Source organism: Microvirga sp. BSC39 (genome assembly GCF_000739015.1).
In the GTDB taxonomy this organism is placed as follows: domain Bacteria; phylum Pseudomonadota; class Alphaproteobacteria; order Rhizobiales; family Beijerinckiaceae; genus Microvirga.
Genome location: NZ_JPUG01000078.1, coordinates 369,982 through 389,239 on the forward strand (window position 1 = coordinate 369,982; position 19,258 = coordinate 389,239).

The following is a 19,258-nucleotide window of genomic DNA, read 5'->3' on the forward strand; positions in this document are numbered from 1 at the left end:
GTCGATCTTAATGCTTGACGCTAGAGGAGGGGGTTGGTAGACAAGAGCTGCAAGCACCGCAGACGGGGAACGTAAGGTTCTCCAGGTGCCGAGAAAGCACTATGGTACGCCTTCTCTCGAAGGCCAGGCATGATGCCATCCCATTTTGCCGGTAAAGCCCGGATGTCATGTGAGCAGCGGATCGAGATTCTCTCGAGGCATGAAGCCACTCCGCTGGGTCGGTTAGATCCCGACATTCCCTGAACACTCACATCATTCAAGGAAGAAGCACATGTCTTCGATCAACACGAACCTCTCCGCCATCACGGCTCTGCAGGCTCTCAAGAGCACGCAGAACGCAATGAACAAGAACCAGAACCAGATCTCCACGGGTCTGCGTGTCGGCGAGGCTTCCCACAACGCCTCCTACTGGTCGATCTCGACCAAGATGAAGTCTGACAACGGCGCTCTCAGCGCTGTGAAGGACTCCATCAAGCAGTCCAAGGCCATGATCAACACCTACACCTCGGCCATGGACAAGACGCTGACCTACCTGAACGAGATGAAGAAGGGTCTCGTTTCGGCAAGCCAGCCGGGTGCGGATCTCGAGAAGATCCAGACCGAGTTCACTGCCAAGATCAGCGGTATGAAGAGCACCGCCGGATCCGCAGCGTTCAACGGTCAGAACTGGCTGGCCGGCGAGGGCGGACTTGCAAAGCTCGTCACATCCTATGACGGTGGCTCGCAGTCGGTCGGTACTCTTGCGATCGATACGTCCAAGACCACCCTGTTCAAGGATGCCGTCACCGGAACCGGTGGCATTCTCGGCGACGTCGCCAAGATCAACATCGACGGTCAAGCCGGCTATGTGGACATCACGTTCCCGGAAAAGACCGGCGCCTCCGCCGCTAACATGGGCGTCAGCCGTGGCGACCAGCTTTCCGTCAGCATCAACGGCGCCGCTGCCACAGTGCTGACGATCGACGACGCCAGCATCAACACCATGGATGAACTTGTCGACCGCATCAACGGTGACACCAAGTTCAATGGTGCAGTTGTGGCCTCGAAGACTGACGACGGTAAGCTGCGCCTCACCGCCAAGAATGCAACTGCCAACATCACTGCAACCTACACCGATAACACTGCTGCAAGCGCAACGTCTCGCGCCGAGAACATTCGCGCCGGAGCCATTGAAGCTGGCAACGGCACGACGCAGGGTGGAAAGGCAACAATCTCCGGCATCGTTGCTGGTGACTACACTGCAATCACGGATGACGAGCTCCGCTTCACCCTCACTGATGGCACCGAGCAGATCTTCTCTCTGGGAGGTTCCGGCGTCACAGACAATCTGAGCCTCGCTAAGGCCATCAACTCCAACAAGGAGCTGAGCGCCCAAGTGACGGCCAGTGTGGATGGGAACGGCGCTCTCGTTCTGCAGGCCAAGGATCCGTCGAAGAACATCGAAAGTGCTTCTTACCGGAACGTCACCACAGCTGAAGGCGCTGGCGGCACGCCGGTGACGGGAGCGGATGTCCCAACCAGCAAGGTCTATGACTCGACCGTCGCTTCCAAGCTCGCTGCCGCGCTGAAGGAAGTTGATGAGGCGATCAACAAGGTCACGGAAGGCTCCGCCATGCTCGGCGCCAACAAGGCCCTGCTTGAGACCCAGGAAGAGTTCATCGGTGTCCTGTCCGACTCGCTGACGGCTGGTGTGAGCGCCTTCATCGACGCCGACATGAACGAGGTGTCGACCCGCAACCAGGCTCTGCAGACTCAGCAGCAGCTCGGCGTGCAGGCTCTCTCGATGGCGAACCAGAACAGCCAGATGATCCTGAAGCTCTTCCAGTAAGAGTTCCGGTATCTGCCTGAAAAGGAGCCTCGCCTTGCAAAGGGCGAGGCTCTTTTCGTCTGAGAAGAGCGTGTGATGTCGATCAAGCAACCAACCGGCTATCGGTCTCGCCTGCGGGTGCTCGCCATGGGAGCAGCCGTCAGCGTTTCCGGCATGACGTTCTCCAGCGGGAGCTATGGACTTGCCACATGGTTCGGTGCCTGGGATTACGTCCTAAGGCATGACGACGAGGGGCAGCCCCAGGCGGCCTTCGCCCGGCTGCGCGGAGACAACGGATCCCTGCTCTGGCTGACGTGCCAGCGGCTCGCATCCGACTCCGATAAGCCCTTTGCTACCTTCACCACTGTGGCCGTCGCGCAGAAACAGTTTCTCGGCCGCAGCGATGTTCACGGGCGCAGCACCGTCTATTGGTTCGACGGCGGCAGCCCCGAGGTCGGCCACTGGGTCTACCGCGACCGGCACGGGCAAATTCCCGATCCGGGTCAGGTGCAAGCCTTTGTCGACAAGCTGGCCGGCGCGACAAGCCTGACCATCGAACTGTCGAATTTCCGCTACGAGACACAGCAGCATGAATTCCGCTTCGATCCGAAGGACGCAAAGACCATGGCGGACAGATTCAGAAAAGATTGCGGCGATATTCTTCGCAGCAGCGATTCTTAACTCGCCTGCCGTTTTCGCCCCACCGGTTTAGCGCTGGAGAAATCCGCCATGATCAGCACATCGACACGCTATCAACTCGTCACCAAGGATCTGGCGCGGACCAAGTCCCTGATCGAGAAGGATCCGGCGACAAAGCGCGAGATCGAATACTACAAGGCCAATATCAAGACCATCAAAACGATCGACGACTTCGTCAAGAATGATCGGATCTTCAAGTTCGCCGTGAAGGCCTATGGCCTTGAGGACATGGCTTACGCCAAAGGACTCTTCAAGAAGCTGCTCCAGGAAGGAGTGAGCAACCCTTTGAGCATGGCGAACAAGATGTCCAATCCGCTCTACAAGGAATTCGCCAAGGCTTTCGACTTCAAGACAAAGGGGGCAGAGGCAACTTCTGCCGCCAGCGCCTCGACCGAAGCCGTTTACAAATACGTTCAAATCACCCTTGAGAAGAAGGAGGGCGAGCAGAACCAGGGCGTCCAGCTCGCCATGTACTTCAAGCGCAAGGCCTCGTCGGTGACTACCACGATGGGACTGCTTGCAGACAAAGCGCTTCTCAAGTTCGTGCAGACCACCTTCAACATTCCGGCGAATGCTTCCAAGGCCGATCTCGACATCCAGGTGCGGAACCTGGAGAAGCACATCAACATCAAGGATCTGCAGGATCCCAAGAAGGTCGACAAGCTGATCCAGCGCTTCAACGCCATGTGGGACGTGACCAACCCAAGTGAGGCAACGACGTCGCCCGTGATGACCTTGTTCGACCAGTCATCGGTGCAGCAGGGCTTCAGCGTGGACCTGATGATGAGCATTGCCAAGCTCCGTCCGGGCGGGTTCTGATCTCCAGGCGGGGCATGGCGAGGCAGCTATCGTTCAGGGCAGAACTTCCACGATAACCCGCTCGGATAGAGGCAGAGCGTCCATAGGAGCATGGACCACGTATGTGCCTTGACACACCCGTGTGATCTTGCGGACCGGCGCGTGGTGCTTGTCCGCCCCCGTCAGGTAATTCACGGTGTAGAAAGGCTCGCCGCCCACATAGGCCGTGGTTTTGGTCTTGAAGACATACCCGACCTGACTTGGATTGATGCGGTACACGGATGTGGGAGGGCCGTAAGCTGCAATGCGCGACGAGACCGGCTTTCCGATATACTCCGAGCATGACATCTCGGCCGCCTCATAGGAGGCCGTTGTGCATCCGCCAACTCCGAAAGCAGTCGCAACCAAGGCGAGAATAGGTCTCAAGCAAGCCTCCTAGTGATCTGCAGAATGTATCACGGAATTGGCAGCACTCCGATCTGTTGGAATGAGCCTTCGTGCGGTTTGGTAAAAACGGCATGCGCTTCTTCCGGCGAAACTCTCGCGATCTGCATCAGTCTGCTCATGCCAGTTTCGCACAAGGCTGCCGACGCATGATGCTCCCGGAACGACAGTATCGTCTGAGTCTGGGGGAGAGCGAATGAGCATCATTCTGGTACCGGTCATTGCCGGGTCGTTGATCGGCCTTGTCGGCACGGCCCGCCATTCGCCTCATGGCATCGTCGAAAAGAGCCAGAACGTGGGCCAAGAGCCAGAGCGGGTTTCTGCGCCGCTACTGAGACAATTCAGGCGGAAGCTGCAAAAGAAGATGCAGCGGCGGTGAGTTGCTCGACGAGATCAGGGCGTTTCTGTCGGACCAAGACGTTTCAGCGAACGGCAGAGTCGATTTTCGCCGTCCTCTTCATTCGAAGAGTATCGGCCCGCGGCACATGATTCGTTCCTCGTTCTGTTGCTTGAAGTCAACACTGCGACATCGTTCTGACATCTTGCCCCGAATCGCGCTTGCGCAGATCTCGCGTGGCTGACAGCTTTGATGAAAAGAAGCGGATGGGTGCGGGGGCATGATCAGGACCGATTTCTTAAAACAGATTAGCAGACGGCTACTGACCGCAGCAGGCATCGGGGCAGCGACCCTGTCGGTTGTCGCTGCAACGAATACAGCGCACGCATTCCCGCAATTGAACTTGCCGGTGATGAGCGCTGCGATCCTGTCGTCCGGACAGGCGGGGCCGACCCCTGCCTGGATCGCGTTCTGTAAGCAGATTCCCGAAGAGTGCGCGTTCGATTCCTCCGAACCTGCCATCATCGCGCTGAATCAGGAGACGTGGAAGCTCATCGTCGACGTTAACGAACGTGTGAACGCCACCATCCTGCCGGTGACGGATCAGGACCATTGGGGCGTGGCGGATCGCTGGGACTACCCGGATGACGGGATCGGAGATTGCGAGGACATTCAGATCCTGAAGCGTCGCGTGCTGATCGAGGCGGGCCTGCCGCGGCGGGCCATGCGCATGACGGTCGTGATCGACGAGCTCGGCGCCGGGCACGCGGTGCTGATGGTGCGCACCAACCGGGGCGACTACATCCTGGACAACAAGCGCGCGGCCGTCCTGTCCTGGCAGGAGACCGGCTATCGCTATGTGAAACGGGAAGGGTCGGAAGGCACAGCCTGGGTGTGGCTCGGCAATCAGGCTGCACCAATCGTGACAGCCACCAAGTAAGCAGGATGGTCGAACGCCGCATGAGCGCGAGGCGCGCTCATGCGGGATGGAGAGCGTATCAGCTCGCGGCCTTCGCGGTCGGTCGCTGGCTGATCATGGTCTCGGATGTCAGGACAACCCAGCCGTTGTCGGAACGCTCGATGGAGATGATCTGGCCGATGCCAGGGAGCGTCATTCCCGGTGTGACCCACCAGACGCCTTCCGGGCCTTCGATCAGTGCGGACTCGCTCGTCGCCCTGTGGATCACGTAACGCTGGAACTGACTCTGACGATCGATGGCCAGGGTTGCCCTCTCGGTCTTGGCTTCCAGGACGGCTTCCGCATTCTTCTGCCTGTTCAGCGAGCCGGTCGTCGCTGGGCTGAGGTCGGTCGCACGCGCGTGCTTGGCGTCCGTACCCTTGCTCATCACCAGGCCGTTTCCTGCGCTCTGGAGATAGGCATAGCCATCGCTGAGATAGACCGCGTAAACCGGAAGGGCGACAGCTGAGAGGGTGAGCGCCAGGCCGAGGCACATGACGATGCGGTCGCCCACGACCTCGCGGGCCCGGATCAGGTCCTCCAGGCGCCGCACTTTCCGCTCCCGGGTTTCGATGGCGGCTCCGCGCCCGGGTTGTCCCGCCCTGGCCACCTGCTCCAATACTTTATCGAACCGTACGCCCATGGAAACCGCCGCTATGAGAATCGACTGCAATCATTCCTATGAGGTTATGCTTAACAATCCGTCACCTCCCGTAAAGAAAGCCTGTTGAAAAATGCGACAGGCTGGAGCAAGCCCCACACAAGCGTTCCGTGAATACTGCAGCCTGTATTCAAGCAATCTTGCTGATCAAGATTTTTTGGGGGATGTATGAAGATCAGAACGAAGATATTTGCGCTCGTCGGGGCCTTGAGCTTCGTTGCGGTGATCATCGCCGCCGTCAGCATCGGCACCCTGCAGACCTATAATCAGGCCGTCGACGATGTGCGGCTCGCAGCCACGCGCGCTCTGTATGGCGAGCGCCTGAACCGGCTTGTGACGCACGTGGTCATGGAAGCGCGGGGCATCTATGCATCCAAGGATACGAAGGATGCAGTCAAGTTCGGCGACGGACTGATCGCGAGCCTGAAGGAAATCGACACGCTCCTGAAGGAGTGGGCGCCGATCGTCCCGGATTCGCACAAGGCGCTGTTCGATGCGGTGGTCAAGGATGCCGCCGCATTCAAGACGTTCCGATCCGAGACCGTGCGCCTCGGTGCCGAGGTGTCGCCCGAGGCCGCCAATGCGCAGGGCAACACCGAAGCCAACCGCGCCAACCGAAAGGCTTTCCAGGCCAGCATCGATGCCTTGACGAAAAAGGGCAGCGAGGAGATCGCAGCGATCGACCGCTACTCCGCCGAACTCTACAGCGAGCGTCTCACCCTGCTCGTCTCCATCGCGCTCGCCGGCACGATGCTGGCTCTCCTGATCGGCTGGCTCGTGGGCCACAGGCAGATCGCCCGTCCGCTGAAGGTCGTCACCGAGGCGATCCAGAAGCTGGCTTCCGGCGACTACAACCTGCCGAAGGCGAAGGCGGGCAACGACGAGATCGGCGACATCTGGAAGGCCACGCAGGTTTTCGCCGGCACCATGCAGGAAGCCGATGGACTGCGGCGCCAGCAGGCGGAATCCGAAAAGCAGGCCGCCGAGCGCCGCAGGCTCGAGATGATGACCCTCGCCCAGAGCTTCGAGGGCAGCGTGGGCGGTCTCGTCCAGCATCTCTCCGTCGCCGCCCAGCAGATGGAGGCCTCGGCCCGCTCGATGGCCACCACGGCCGAGCAGACGAACCAGCAGTCGAACTCGGTGGCGGCTGCGGCCGAGCAGACCTCCAGCAACGTCCAGGCGGTCGCCGCCGCCACGGAGGAGCTCGCCTCATCGTCCAACGAGATCGGAACCCAGGTGTCGCAGACCTCGGCTGCCGCGGCCCGGGCCGTGCAGAATGCGCGAAAGACCAACGAGCTCGTGGAGACGCTCGCGGACGGCGCGCAGAAGATCGGCGAGGTCGTCGCCCTCATCAACAGCATCGCGAGCCAGACCAACCTGCTGGCGCTCAACGCCACCATCGAGGCGGCGAGGGCAGGGGAGGCCGGAAAGGGCTTCGCCGTCGTGGCCGCCGAGGTGAAGGAACTGGCGAACCAGACCTCGCGGGCGACCGAGGACATCACCTCGCACATCAACCAGATCCAGCAATCGACCAAGGGCGCAGTCGATGCCATCCGCGAGATCGGCCTCACCATCGAAGAGGTGCACCAGATCGCCACCAACGTGGCCGCTGCCGTCGAGGAGCAGCAGGCGGCCACGCAGGAGATCGCCCGCAACGTGAGCGAGGCTGCCCGCGGCACCCAGGAGGTGACCCAGAGCATCGTCCAGGTCCAGGGAGCGGCAACCCATGCCGGGGCGGCGGCCTCCCAGGTGCTGGCGGCAGCCGGCGAGCTGGCGACCAACTCGTCGTCCCTGAGCCGGGAGGTCGAAGGCTTCCTGCAGGGTGTCCGGGCGGCGTGACGCTGCCGGTTGAAGCGGCATCGACCTCGCGAAACAAAATCAAAAGGCGCAGCTTCAGGCTGCGCCTTTCCTGTGTTGGCAATCCTAGAGACGCCTCAGGCTGTCTTGGAGATGTTCCCGCTGGGGTCGCTCTCGCCTGCGGCACCGGCCTCGGGGTTGAGGAGGCGACGCGCCTCCTGCGCCCTCCTTGCCGCTTCCTGCACAAGCGCCACCAGCGTGGCATTCAGGTAGGGCTTTGCCAGAAAGATCGCCCCCGGCGGCAGATCGTCCTCTTTGGGCCATTCGCGGCCTGAGGAGACGATGATCGCCACCCCTGGCCAGTCCCGGTGGACGTGGCCCACCAGCTCGTAGCCGTTCATGCCCGGCGGCATCTCCACGTCCGAGAGAAGCACGTCGACGGCAACCTCGGCTTTCAGAACGCGCAGGGCCTCCTCGGCATCGCCGGCCTCGATCACCCGGAAATTCGCCTCCAGCAGGATGTCGGCCGTGACGAGCCGCACCAGCGGTTCGTCTTCGACCAGGAGAACGACGCCTATGGGTTGCTGGTGGGACACGGGACCGAGGGGACAGGAGGACAGGGCAGATGGCAAACGTGGCCATTCATAGACGGTTCCGCCTGATGGAGCCAGCCCTTCCCGCGTGGTGACTTGGCGCACAGAGCAAAGAGAACCCGGAGGGCCTGATCACGTTGTTCGCCTGTTGTATGCGTCTGGGGCAAGAATGAGTGCTGCATCCGTAACGGTTCTTCCACGCCGGACCCCGCCGACGATTCTTGTTGTCGAAGGGGATGTTCGGATCCGGTATCGTGTCAGCGACGAGCTGCGGGCTTGGGGATTCAAGGTGCTGGAGGCCGGCTCCGCCCCGGAGGCGCTGACCGTGCTCGATGCCGTTCAGGTGGATCTTCTGGTCCTGGCCCTCGACTTGCCGGTGGCCGGGAGCGGCTGGGACGTGGTTCGTCATATTCGCGAGAGGCCAGTCCCGACGAAGATGATCGTCACGTCCGAGGACACGGATCCGCCGGACAGTCCCGGCCCCTTTGTCCGCAAGCCCTACCGGGCTGCCGAGGTCGCCAGGCTCGCCGCGCACAGCCTGAACTGGCCGTCACCCACGCAAGCTTGACCGCAGGAACAAAGGCAAAAGCTCGGCGGTTAGCTTTGCGTGAGCACGTCATCAACCAACCTCTCGGCCAAGGCCGACACCCCCCTCCAGACCATCCTCGTGGTTGAGGACGAGGTGCTGATCCGCCTCGTGGTCGCCGAATACCTGCGCGAATGCGGCTATCGGGTCCATGAGGCCGTGAGCGCCGAGGAGGCGATCCTCATCCTCGAAGCCCCCGAGGTTTCGGTCGACATCGTGTTCAGCGATGTCGAGATGCCGGGGAGCATGGACGGCTTCGGGCTGGCCCGCTGGGTCCGGTCCAACAGGCCCGAGACCCAGGTCATCCTCACCTCCGGGGCGGAGCGGTCGGCCGACATCGCCGGAACCCTCTGCGAAGCCGGTCCCCTGATGAAAAAGCCGTATCACACGCAGGAAGTGGTGGACCGGATCAAGCAGCTCAAGGCTACGGCAAAGCGCTTCTGATCCTGCTTCGGCCCTTCGGCCGCGGCACTCTCATCACGGCTTCTCGACAGGAGGGAACTGGACAGAGCCGTCGCCGTTTCATGCTGGATGAAACCGCATCGCCGCATCGTGAAGCACCCTGTCGTCCTGCTGGTGGAAGACGAGCCGCTCGTTCGCCTCACTCAGGTCGACATCCTCAAGGAATCCGAGTTCTGGGTCGTCGAGGCCCAGGACGCCGACGAGGCGTTCGAGCTCCTGAAATCGCGGCCCGAGATCGACGCCATCCTGACCGATGTGGACATGCCCGGCTCCATGGACGGCTTCGAGTTCGCCCGCCTGGTGCGGCAGGGCTGGCCCGAGGTGGCCGTGCTGGTGATTTCCGGCAAGACCGGCCCCGGCCCGGGCGACCTGCCGCCCAATGCCCGCTTCCTGCACAAGCCGATCATGCCGGACGACCTGATCGCGGCCCTGAACGACGTGATGGCTAGGCGGCCGCAGAACAGCGGCGTTTCATAAGCCACTCGATCGATCCGTCCCCGCTCCAGCCGGTCTTGCGGCCTGGCCGGGCCCTGCCGTATAACCAGCGTCCGACGCCCCGGCAGGCGTCTCATCGATAAGGATGCGCGCCAACATGGATCTCCACCCGACAGCAACGCCGCTTCGCTTTGCCACCGGGACCATCCATCGCCATGCCTGCTTCGATTACCCTTTCTCGCCTCTCCTGGGCCACGCCTGACGGCCGCGTCCTCCTTTCCGATCTCGACCTGAGCTTTGGCCCCGAACGGGCGGGCCTGGTCGGCCGCAACGGCGTCGGCAAGACCACGCTCCTCCGGCTGATCGCCGGCGAGGTGCGTCCAAGCTCCGGCAGCCTCACCGTCAACGGCAGTCTCGGGGGCCTGCGCCAGTCGGTTCAGACCGGCCCGGCCGAGATCGTCGCCGGCCTGTTCGGCGCCACAGAGGCGCTCGCGCTCCTGCGCCGCGCCGAAAGCGGCAACGCCACGGCCGAGGAGCTTGCGGATGCGGACTGGACCCTGGAGGCGCGCATGATATCCGCTCTCGCTCAGGTGGGGCTGGATGCGCGGCCGGACACGTCTCTCGCAACCTTGTCGGGTGGTCAGGCCACCCGGGCCGGCCTCGCCGCGCTCGTCTTCGCCGAGCCCGACTTCCTGCTTCTGGACGAACCCACCAACAATCTCGACCGGGACGGGCGCGCGGCGGTGATCGATCTTCTCGGCCGATGGCGTGGCGGTGCCATCGTGGTCAGCCATGACCGCGAGCTGCTCGACACCATGGACTCAATCGTGGAACTGACCTCGTTCGGCGCCACGCGCTATGGCGGCAACTGGAGCCGGTATCGCGAGCGCAAGACGCTGGAGCTCGCGGCGCCCCGGCACGATCTCGCCGATGCGGAGAAGCGCGTCGCCGAGATCGACCGGAAAACGCAAGCCATCGCCGAGCGAAAGGCCCGCAAGGACGGAGCCGGCCACAGAAAGCGCGCCAAGGGTGACATGCCGCGCATCCTCATGAATGCGATGAAGGATCGGAGCGAGGACACAGGCGGCGAGAACGCGCGCCTGGCCGAGCGGCGGCGCTCACAGGCACTCGATGCTGCGGCCTCGGCGCGCGAGCGAATCGAGATCCTGCAGCCGTTCTCCGTGGTTCTGCCGCCGACGCACCTGCCGGCCGGGAAGACGGTTCTCACGGTCGACACTGCCAGCGCCGGCTACGCGCCGGAGCGGCCAATCCTGCGCGATCTCTCCTTCTCCATCGTGGGGCCGGAGCGCGTCGCCGTCGTCGGGCCGAACGGCTCAGGGAAAACGACGCTGCTCGCGCTCGTCACCGGGGGATTGCAGCCCTCGAGCGGGAGCGTGCGGGTCTTCACCCAATTCGCGCTATTCGATCAGCGGGTGAGCCTGCTCGACCCCAAAACGTCGATCCGTGACAATTTCCGGCGCATCAATCCGACGGCGGACGAGAATGCCTGCCGGGCGGCGCTCGCCCGCTTCATGTTCCGGGCCGACGCCGCCTTGCAGCTCGTCTCCACCTTGAGCGGCGGACAAGTGCTGCGGGCGGGGCTCGCCTGCGTGTTGGGTGGATTGCAGCCGCCTGCGCTCCTGATCCTGGACGAGCCGACGAACCATCTCGACATCGATTCCATCGAGGCCGTGGAGGCGGGCTTGCGGGCCTATGACGGCGCGCTGCTCATCGTCAGCCACGACGAGGCCTTCCTGGAAGCCATCGGCATCACGCGCCGGCTCGATCTCGCAAGCCTGCAGGCGTGACTCACGCGTGAGCGGCTTCGCGCTTGCGCGTGTCGATCACCTCCGGCTGCTCCGCCACATGCGACCACAGGCGCTCCACCTCGGCCTGCACATTGTGGAGGGCCGCCTCCTTCACGGGGCCGTAGCCGCGGATGTCCATCGGAGCCTTCGCGATGGCCAGGAGGTCGGCGAAACGCTGCCCGTCGAGGCTTTGGAGGATGCGTTCGACTTGGGCCTCGTACCAGCCGATCAGGGCCCGTTCCGTGCGCCGCTCGGCCGTGTAGCCGAAGATGTCGAAGGGCGTGCCGCGAACCATCTTCATCCTGGCCAGCACGCGCATGGGCGTCTGGATCCATTGGCCGAAGGCGCGCTTCTTCGGGCGGCCCCGCGCATCGCGCTTTGAGGACAGAAGCGGCGGCGCCATGTGGTACTTCACCGTGAAGTCGCCGTCGAATTCCTGCTGCAGCTTGTCGAGGAAGCCGGTCTCCATGTGAAGGCGCGCGACCTCGTATTCGTCCTTGTAGGCCATGAGCTTGAACAGCGAACGCGCCACCGCATCGGTGAGCGCCTCGGAGCCGAGCGCGGCTTCGGCCTTGCGGACCCGCGACACCATCATCTCGTAGCGGGCGGCGTAGAGCGCGTCCTGATAGGCGGTGAGGAACGCGACCCGCCGGGCGATCACCTGATCGAGAGTCTCGGGCTCTTCCGGCTTGTCGTTCGCGATCTCATGCACCACGGCAGGATCGGCGCTGAGCAGACGGCCCCAGGCAAAGGCCTGCCGGTTGCGCTCGACCGCCACGCCGTTGAGCTCGATGGCACGGGAGAGCGCGTCGAACGAGACCGGCACGAGCCCCTGCTGCCAGGCAAAGCCCAGCATCATCACGTTGGCGAAAACCGTGTCGCCGAGCAGCGTCTCGGCGAGCGCATTGGCGTTCACCGTCGCCATGTTGCCCGCGCCGATGACGCGCTCGATGGCGCGAAGGCGCGTGCGGCTGGCCAGATCCGCATCGCGGAAGCGCACCACGTCGCCGGTGGGCATCTCGGCCGTGTTCATCACGGCGCGCGTGCCGTGCCGGTAGGTGCCGGAGGCCTTGGGCGAGGAGCTGACCACGAGATCGCAGCCGATCAGCGCATCCGCCGCGCCCTGGTCGATGCGCACCTGGTTCAGCGCGCCGGGGTTGTTAGCGATGCGCAGATAACTCAGCACCGGGCCGAACTTCTGCGCGAAGCCCGTGAAGTCCAGCACCGAGACGCCGCGGCCTTCGAGATGCGCCGCCATGCTGATGAGCGCGCCAATCGTGACGACGCCCGTGCCGCCGACGCCGGTGACGAGCAGGTCGAACGGCTTGTCGAGCGCGGGAAGAGCCGGTGAGGGCAGGGACGCGGCCCGTGCCGCCGCATCGAATCCCGACGTGGTCTTCGCCTTGCGCGTGGCGCCTTCCACCGTGACGAAGCTCGGGCAGAAGCCGTCGAGGCACGAGAAGTCCTTGTTGCAGGTGGACAGGTTGATCTTGCGCTTGCGCCCGAACGGCGTTTCCTTCGGCTCCACGCTGAGGCAGTTGGATGCCACCGAGCAGTCGCCGCAGCCTTCGCAGACGAGGTCGTTGATGTAGGCGAAGCGCTTCGGGTCCTCCATCTGGCCGCGCTTGCGGCGGCGGCGCTTTTCCGTCGCGCAGGTCTGCTCGTAGATCAGCACCGTCACGCCGGAAATGTCGCGCAGCTCCTTCTGGACTCCGTCGAGATCGTCACGGTGATGGATCGTCACGCCTTTCGGCAGATCGGCGGGAATGAATTTGTCCGGATCGTCCGACACGAGCGCGATCCGCTGCACGCCTTCGGCGCGGACGCTGTGCGCAATGGCATAGACGCTCACCGGGCCGTCCACCGGCTGTCCGCCGGTCATGGCAACCGCATCGTTGAACAGGATCTTGTAGGTGATGTTGGCGCCCGCCGCCATGGCCTGCCGGATCGCCATGGATCCCGAATGGTAATAGGTGCCTTCGCCCAGATTCTGGAAGATGTGGCCCTGGCCGGTGAACTTGGACGAGGCCGCCCAGTTCACGCCTTCGCCGCCCATCTGGATGAGGGACGACGTTTCGCGATCCATCCAGCTCGCCATGAAGTGGCAGCCGATTCCGGCGAGCGCCTTCGAGCCTTCCGGCACCTTGGTCGAGGTGTTGTGCGGGCAGCCGGAGCAGAAGTAGGGCGTGCGCGTCGCGCCCGGCACCGCGATCACGCGCTCCGCGTCCGGCGTGAGGGATTCCACGCGCTGGGCGAGGTCGAGATCGGGGAAGATCGGATCGAGGCGCCTGGCCAGAACGCCGGCAAGGAAGCGCGGCGTGAGCTCTCCCGTCCAGGGGATGAGGCGCTGGCCCAGTTCGTCGTGCTTGCCGACCATGCGCTCGGGCTTCGAGCCCGGATAGTCGTAAAAGTATTCCTTGAACTGGCTTTCGATGATGCCGCGCTTTTCCTCGGCCACGAGGATCTCGCGCTTGCCCTTCACGAACTCCATGGCGTCGTGCAACGGCAGCGGCCACACCATGCCGACCTTGTAGATGTCGATGCCATGCTGGCGGCAAGCGGCCTCGTCGAGGCCGATGAGGCGCAGGGCCTCCATCAGGTCGAGATGGGCCTTGCCGGTGGTGACGATGCCGTAGGATGCATCACGAATGTCGTAGATGCGCCGGTCGATGGGATTGGCCTTGGCGAAGGCATAGACCGCGTGCTTCTTCGCCTCCATGCGCTCCTCGATCTGCGGCCCCGGCAGATCCGGCCAGCGGTAGTGCAGGCCTCCCGGAGGTGGCGTGAAATCGGGCTCGTTGAACCGTCTTGGCGCGCGCAGTTCGACGGAGGTGCCGGATTCCACGATCTCGGACACGGCCTTGAAGCCGACCCACATGCCGGAGAAGCGGCTCAGCGCATAGCCGTACTCGCCGAATTCGAGATACTCCGCAACGCTCGCGGGATGGAGCGTCGGCATAAACCAGCTCATGAACGCCACATCGGACTGGTGCGGCATCGACGAGGACACGCATCCATGGTCGTCGCCCGCCACCACCAGCACGCCGCCATGGGGCGAGGAGCCATAGGCGTTGCCGTGCTTCAAAGCATCGCCCGAGCGGTCGACGCCGGGTCCCTTGCCGTACCACAGCCCGAACACGCCCTCCACCTGCCGGTTCGGGTCGGTCTCCACCTGCTGCGAGCCCAGCACCGCCGTGGCCGCCAGGTCCTCGTTGACGGCGGGCAGGAACTCGATCCGGTGCTCCTTCAGCTGCTCCTTGATGCGCCAGAACTCGAGATCGACGCCGCCGAGCGGCGAGCCGCGATAGCCTGAGACGAAACCCGCCGTGTTGAGGCCGGCGAGCCGGTCGCGTTTGGCCTGGTCGAGCACGATCCGGATGATGGCCTGCGTGCCAGTCAGGAACACCCGGCCGGTTTCGCGGGTGTAGCGGTCGGAGAGCCGGTAATCGTCGAGGGACGGAACGCTTGTCATCAGCCTGATCCCGCATGAGGAGCCATGTCGTGGCTAAGTATGGTACTTCCGAACGGCTGGTAGGTGCTTCCTATTCTTTCCCCGCTAGAGCTTCTTTGTGGTAGATGTCGCGCGATATGGCGCTATATCTGGTAAAAATCACCAATGGGAGGGCGTCATGCTGGAGAGGCAGGACGAGCACATTCTGATCCAGCTGCAGAAGGAGGGGCGCACCACCAACCAGCAGCTGGCCGAGGATGTGGGCATGTCCACCTCCGCCTGCTGGCGGCGGGTTCGGGCTCTGGAAGAAACCGGGGTGATCACCGGCTATTCGGCCCTGGTGGATCGGGAGAAGGCCGGCTTCACCACCTCGGCGATCCTGCACGTGTCGCTGGAGCGGCACGACGCGACATTCGTCGACGAGTTCGTCTCCAGGGTGACGGAGCGGGCCGAGGTGCTGGAATGCTTCGCCACCACGGGCGATGCCGACTACCACCTGCGGGTCGTGGTGCGCGACATGAAGGCCTACAACGCTTTTCTGGACGAGTTCATGTTCCGCCTGCCCGGCATCCGCTACGTGCGCACCAACGTGATCCTGAAGGAGATCAAGACCAGCGTTGCGCTGCCGTTCTGAACGATGGGCTTGGGTTACTTGCTCTCGGGCAGGAGGGCATAGGCGAGCTGCGCGATGGCGACGGGACGGCTGTCGCCGGCCGTGGTGAGCGTCACGCTGCCGAAAGCCATGGTCCGTCCCAAGCGCACGACCTTCGCGTCCGCCAGCACATCCGCCTTCGCCGCCGGGCGAAGAAAGTGCATGGTCTGGTCCACCGTGGTCATCGGGCGGTACGCACCCCCGGCGGAGGAGACGGCAAACACCATGGCGGTGTCGGCCAGGCTCATGAGCGCCTGCCCGCAGATCACGCCGTTGTCGCGGCACAGCCTCTCCGAGAACGGCATCCGCAGAACCGCGCCCTCAGGATGCAGGCTCCCGACGGAGAGTTCGAGCGCCTGGATCCAGGGCGCGAAGACATCGGTGAGCATCCGCTCGGCGGCGGCTTGGTCGAATGTGGACATTGGTTCCCCCAGTCATTCTTCTTCTGATATCCGCTGCCAGCCATGGCGAAGCGGCGGATACCAGTCTTATATCAGGGCAACCGGCATGCGCTGCCAATAGTCTTCCATCACGGCCGCACCGCATTCATGGTGAGGAGGTCGTAGGTCGCGACCGTCTCGTCCTTGTCCGTGGTGATCTCCACATCCCAGCGCACCTCGCCGTACTGCTCGTTGCGCGGCGACTTGGACTTCGCCGTCAGCCGAACCTTGATGGTCTCGCCGGGCTGCACCGGCTTGATAAAGCGTAGGGAATCGAGCCCGTAATTGGCCAGAACCGGCCCGAGATCCGGGTCGACGAACAGGCCGGCCGCGAAGGACAGCAGCAGGTAGCCGTGGGCAACCCGGCCGGGGAAGAACGGATGGTCCTTCGTGGCCTCCTCGCTCATATGGGCATAGAAGGTGTCGCCGGTGAACTCGGCAAAATGCTCGATGTCCTCCAGAGTGATCGTGCGTTCCTTGGAGATGAAGGTCTGCCCGATGGCGAGGTCCTCGAAGTGGTAGCGGAAGGGATGGCGCCCCTCCTGGACCGTCGGGGCGCCCTTGATCCAGCTCTGCGTGACGCGCGACAGCATGGCGGGCGAGCCCTGGAGAGCCGTGCGCAGCATGTAGTGGTGGACGCCGCGCATGCCGCCGAGCTCCTCGCCGCCTCCGGCGCGTCCCGGTCCGCCATGCACCATGTGCGGCATGGGCGAGCCGTGGCCTGTCTGCTCCTTGGCGCAGTCGCGATCAATCAGCACGAGGCGGCCATGGAAGGCGCCGACGCCGAAGACGAGATCGGATGCCACTGCGGGATCATAGGTATAGACGGAAGCGACGAGGCTGCCGTCGCCGCGGTTCGCGAGAGCGATGCCCTGATCGAGTCCGTCATAGCCCATCACCGTGCAGACAGGGCCGAAAGCCTCGACGCTGTGTACGTTGGTGGCGCGGATGGGATCGGGGCAATGCAGCAGGAGAGGGGGGATGAACGCGCCGCGCTCGCGGTCCGCGCCCTCGACCGGGAAGTCGTCCGGATTGCCGACGACGATATCCGCCTCCGACCGCAGCTTCGCCACCTGGGCCAGTACATCGCGGCGCTGCCCGAGGCCGACAACGGGCCCCATGCGGACGTTATCCAGCTCCGGGTTGCCCACCGTGATCCTCGAGAGCCGCTCGCGCAGAGCATCGATAACGGCAGGCACATGGGCGTTCGGTGCGATGGCGCGGCGAATGGCGGTGCATTTCTGCCCGGCCTTGACCGTCATCTCTTTCGCAACTTCCTTGATGAAGAGGTCGAACTCCGGTGTGCCCGGTCCGGCATCGGGAGCAAGGATCGCGGCGTTCAAGGAGTCCCGTTCGGCAATGAAGCGAACGGACTCGCGGGCAATCACCGGGTGCCGCTGCAGCTTCTGGGCCGTGTCCGCCGAGCCGGTGAACGAAACTACATCCTGACATGTCAGGTGATCGAAAAGATCGCCTGTCGAGCCGATGATGCACTGGAGAGCGCCCTCGGGAAGAATGCGGGATTCCGCGATCATGCGCACCAGAGCGTGCGCCACGTAGGACGTGATCGTTGCCGGCTTCGTGACGACGGGCACGCCGGCCAGGATGGCTGGCGCGAGCTTCTCGAGCATGCCCCAGCAGGGGAAGTTGAAGGCGTTGATGTGGACGGCGACACCGGCCAAGGGCGCCATCACGTGCTGGCCGACGAAGCTGCCTCCCTTGGAGAGCGGTTCGACGGCTCCATCGATGAGGAAGGTGGTGTTGGGCAGCTCGCGGCGGCCCTTGGACGAATAGACGAAGAGGGTGCCGATACCGCCGTCCACGTCGATGAAGTTGTCGGAGCGCGTGGTGCCGGTCTGGTATGAGAGCTTGTAGAGTTGCTCCTTGCGCTCTGACAGATAGATGGCAAGAGCTTTCAGAAGCTCTGCGCGCTGATGGAAGGTCAGCCGCCGCAGATTGGGCCCACCCACCCGCCGGGCATAGGCCAGCACCTCGCCCATGTCGAGACCGCCGCTGGCGACCTCAGCGACCACGTCACTGGTGACCGCGCTGCGAACCTCCGCCAGTTCCTGACCCGGTGACATCCAAGTTCCGCGAACGAAGCTCTCAAGTCTCATCTGGACACCTTAAGAAATGGAGTGACAGGCCGGCTCGAGGGGAGCTGCAGCTTCTGTGCGCATTATTGACCGACCGGTCGGTTAGTCAAGAAATTTTGGGAAGCCTGCCTCCTACGGCTCTGGAGTCGACAGAGACAAAGGAAGCATGAATAGGTTAGGGCACAATGGAGCATAGAGGCGATGATCGCCGCGATCCTGAAGGAACGGAGTTGGCGTGAATGGCCGCGTTTGTCGAAGCCCTGCTGGACCGGTTTCATGAGCGGACCCCGATCCGGGCGGGTTCGCTGATCGTGACGGTCTTCGGGGACGCGGTCGTGCCGCGGGGCGGAGTTCTGTCCCTGTCCTCACTCCACGAGATCATGCGGGCCTTCCGCATCAGCGATACCCTGGTCAGGACGGCCCTGTCCCGTCTGGTGTCGGAGGGCTGGTTCGAGCGCTGGAAGGTGGGGCGCAACAGCTATTACCGGCTCACGGCGCAGGGGCAGGAGGCCTTCGCCCAGGCAACCCGGCGGATCTATGCCGAGCCGTCGCAGACCTGGCACGGCTCCTTCGATCTGCTTCTCCTCGACAACGGACAGGACCGAAGCGCGCTCCGCACCGAATTGACCGAGATCGGCTATGGAGCCCTCGGGCCTGACCTGCTCATTGCCGCTGCGACATCCTCCGCCGGCAAGGATAGGGTCCTCCGCCTCTCGGCTGCCCCGGCGGACCTAGCGACGGCACGGCGGCTGGCGGAGCGGGCCTGGCCGCTGGAGAGCATCGAGGGCCGCTACCGGCGCTTCATCGATACCTATGCGGGAACCCTCGCGGCGATCGAGGGGGGCGCCGGGTTCGGCAGCCTGGATGCCCTGCTGGTGCGCATTCTCCTCATCCACGACTACCGCCGGGCCGTTCTGAAGGATCCCCTGCTGCCCCAGCAGCTTCTCCCGACCCCTTGGGCCGGAGCGGCGGCCCGAGAGCTCTGCGGCACGATCTACAAGACGCTGCTCCCCGCCGCCGAACAGTGGATCGACAGCCACGGGCAGAACGATCAAGGCCCGCTCCCGCCGGTGGATCAAAGCTTTCGGCAGCGGTTTGCGGCAGTCCAGCCGATCAAGGAACAGAAGGCCGGCTAGGCAATCCGTTACGAAAAACTCTTGAATAACCCAATTTATGTGACATATTAGGGATGCGGCTGCCTATCCTCGGAGCATGCTGCCTGACGCCCGGCCTC

17 protein-coding genes and 1 pseudogene are annotated in these 19,258 nt (G+C 63.6%); 12 read left to right on the plus strand and 6 right to left on the minus strand.

Translation table 11 applies throughout. From position 1 onward, the window contains the following. Positions 1-271 precede the first annotated feature (271 nt). From MA07_RS25815 to MA07_RS25825, 3 genes are all read left to right on the plus strand, one after another. Entirely contained in the window at positions 272-1,828 is a 1,557-nt protein-coding gene (locus tag MA07_RS25815; protein ID WP_036358891.1) for a flagellin, read from the plus strand. A gap of 75 nt (positions 1,829-1,903) precedes the next feature. After that, entirely contained in the window at positions 1,904-2,488 is a 585-nt protein-coding gene (locus tag MA07_RS25820) for a hypothetical protein (protein WP_036358894.1), read from the plus strand. Positions 2,489-2,536: 48 nt separating this feature from the next. After that, the gene (locus MA07_RS25825) at positions 2,537-3,325 is read left to right on the plus strand and encodes a DUF1217 domain-containing protein (protein ID WP_036358897.1); all 789 of its coding nucleotides are present in this window, start codon (positions 2,537-2,539) and stop codon (positions 3,323-3,325) included. A gap of 33 nt (positions 3,326-3,358) precedes the next feature. On the opposite strand, the gene MA07_RS25830 is transcribed toward MA07_RS25825, so the two are convergent. After that, entirely contained in the window at positions 3,359-3,730 is a 372-nt protein-coding gene (locus MA07_RS25830; protein WP_152569025.1) for a hypothetical protein, read from the minus strand. Between the two features lie 214 nt (positions 3,731-3,944). Here MA07_RS25830 and MA07_RS25835 point away from each other — a divergent pair, with 214 nt between their 5' ends. Then, positions 3,945-4,127 carry a hypothetical protein gene (locus MA07_RS25835; RefSeq protein ID WP_036358905.1) on the plus strand — a complete coding sequence of 61 codons (183 nt, stop codon included), beginning with the start codon at positions 3,945-3,947 and terminating at the stop codon, positions 4,125-4,127. A 415-nt stretch (positions 4,128-4,542) separates the two neighbouring features. Beyond that, positions 4,543-5,025 (plus strand): annotated as a pseudogene (locus MA07_RS25840) (transglutaminase-like cysteine peptidase); the annotation flags it as partial. Positions 5,026-5,083: 58 nt separating this feature from the next. On the opposite strand, the gene MA07_RS25845 reads toward MA07_RS25840, so the two are convergent. Then, the gene (locus MA07_RS25845) at positions 5,084-5,686 is read right to left on the minus strand and encodes a hypothetical protein (protein WP_152569026.1); all 603 of its coding nucleotides are present in this window, start codon (positions 5,684-5,686) and stop codon (positions 5,084-5,086) included. Positions 5,687-5,872: 186 nt separating this feature from the next. Here MA07_RS25845 and MA07_RS25850 point away from each other — a divergent pair, with 186 nt between their 5' ends. After that, a complete protein-coding gene (locus tag MA07_RS25850) occupies positions 5,873-7,543 on the plus strand; it encodes a methyl-accepting chemotaxis protein (protein ID WP_036358913.1) in 1,671 nt (556 codons plus the stop codon). A gap of 95 nt (positions 7,544-7,638) precedes the next feature. Here MA07_RS25850 and MA07_RS25855 read toward each other — a convergent pair whose 3' ends face one another. After that, positions 7,639-8,133 carry a response regulator gene (locus tag MA07_RS25855; protein WP_244445353.1) on the minus strand — a complete coding sequence of 165 codons (495 nt, stop codon included), beginning with the start codon at positions 8,131-8,133 and terminating at the stop codon, positions 7,639-7,641. Positions 8,134-8,263: 130 nt separating this feature from the next. Between MA07_RS25855 and MA07_RS25860 the strand changes: the two genes are divergently transcribed. From MA07_RS25860 to MA07_RS25875, 4 genes are all read left to right on the plus strand, one after another. Next, positions 8,264-8,662: a response regulator gene (locus tag MA07_RS25860; RefSeq protein WP_052003539.1), complete on the plus strand. Its 399-nt coding sequence runs from the start codon at positions 8,264-8,266 to the stop codon at positions 8,660-8,662. 39 nt (positions 8,663-8,701) lie between these two features. Next, complete coding sequence (locus MA07_RS25865) at positions 8,702-9,124, plus strand: response regulator (RefSeq protein WP_036358916.1); 423 nt, start codon at positions 8,702-8,704, stop codon at positions 9,122-9,124. Positions 9,125-9,211: 87 nt separating this feature from the next. Further along, positions 9,212-9,619 (plus strand): response regulator, encoded by a 408-nt coding sequence (locus MA07_RS25870; RefSeq protein WP_036358919.1) that lies wholly within the window; start codon positions 9,212-9,214, stop codon positions 9,617-9,619. A gap of 173 nt (positions 9,620-9,792) precedes the next feature. Continuing rightward, positions 9,793-11,385, plus strand: a complete 1,593-nt coding sequence (locus MA07_RS25875) for an ABC-F family ATP-binding cassette domain-containing protein (protein WP_036358922.1) — start codon at positions 9,793-9,795, stop codon at positions 11,383-11,385. A 1-nt stretch (position 11,386) separates the two neighbouring features. On the opposite strand, the gene MA07_RS25880 is transcribed toward MA07_RS25875, so the two are convergent. Further along, a complete protein-coding gene (locus tag MA07_RS25880) occupies positions 11,387-14,857 on the minus strand; it encodes an indolepyruvate ferredoxin oxidoreductase family protein (protein ID WP_036358925.1) in 3,471 nt (1,156 codons plus the stop codon). 157 nt (positions 14,858-15,014) lie between these two features. Between MA07_RS25880 and MA07_RS25885 the strand changes: the two genes are divergently transcribed. Next, on the plus strand, positions 15,015-15,470 hold the full coding sequence (locus tag MA07_RS25885; RefSeq protein WP_036358928.1) for an Lrp/AsnC family transcriptional regulator: 456 nt from the start codon (positions 15,015-15,017) through the stop codon (positions 15,468-15,470). 14 nt (positions 15,471-15,484) lie between these two features. Here the strand turns inward: MA07_RS25885 and MA07_RS25890 are convergent, their stop codons facing one another. Next, positions 15,485-15,910, minus strand: a complete 426-nt coding sequence (locus MA07_RS25890) for a PaaI family thioesterase (RefSeq protein WP_036358931.1) — start codon at positions 15,908-15,910, stop codon at positions 15,485-15,487. 107 nt (positions 15,911-16,017) lie between these two features. Continuing rightward, positions 16,018-18,045: a phenylacetic acid degradation bifunctional protein PaaZ gene (gene paaZ, locus MA07_RS25895; RefSeq protein WP_036358934.1), complete on the minus strand. Its 2,028-nt coding sequence runs from the start codon at positions 18,043-18,045 to the stop codon at positions 16,018-16,020. 218 nt (positions 18,046-18,263) lie between these two features. On the opposite strand from paaZ, the gene MA07_RS25900 reads away from it, so the two are divergent. Further along, the gene (locus MA07_RS25900) at positions 18,264-19,160 is read left to right on the plus strand and encodes a PaaX family transcriptional regulator C-terminal domain-containing protein (RefSeq protein WP_036358938.1); all 897 of its coding nucleotides are present in this window, start codon (positions 18,264-18,266) and stop codon (positions 19,158-19,160) included. Positions 19,161-19,258: the final 98 nt, after the last annotated feature.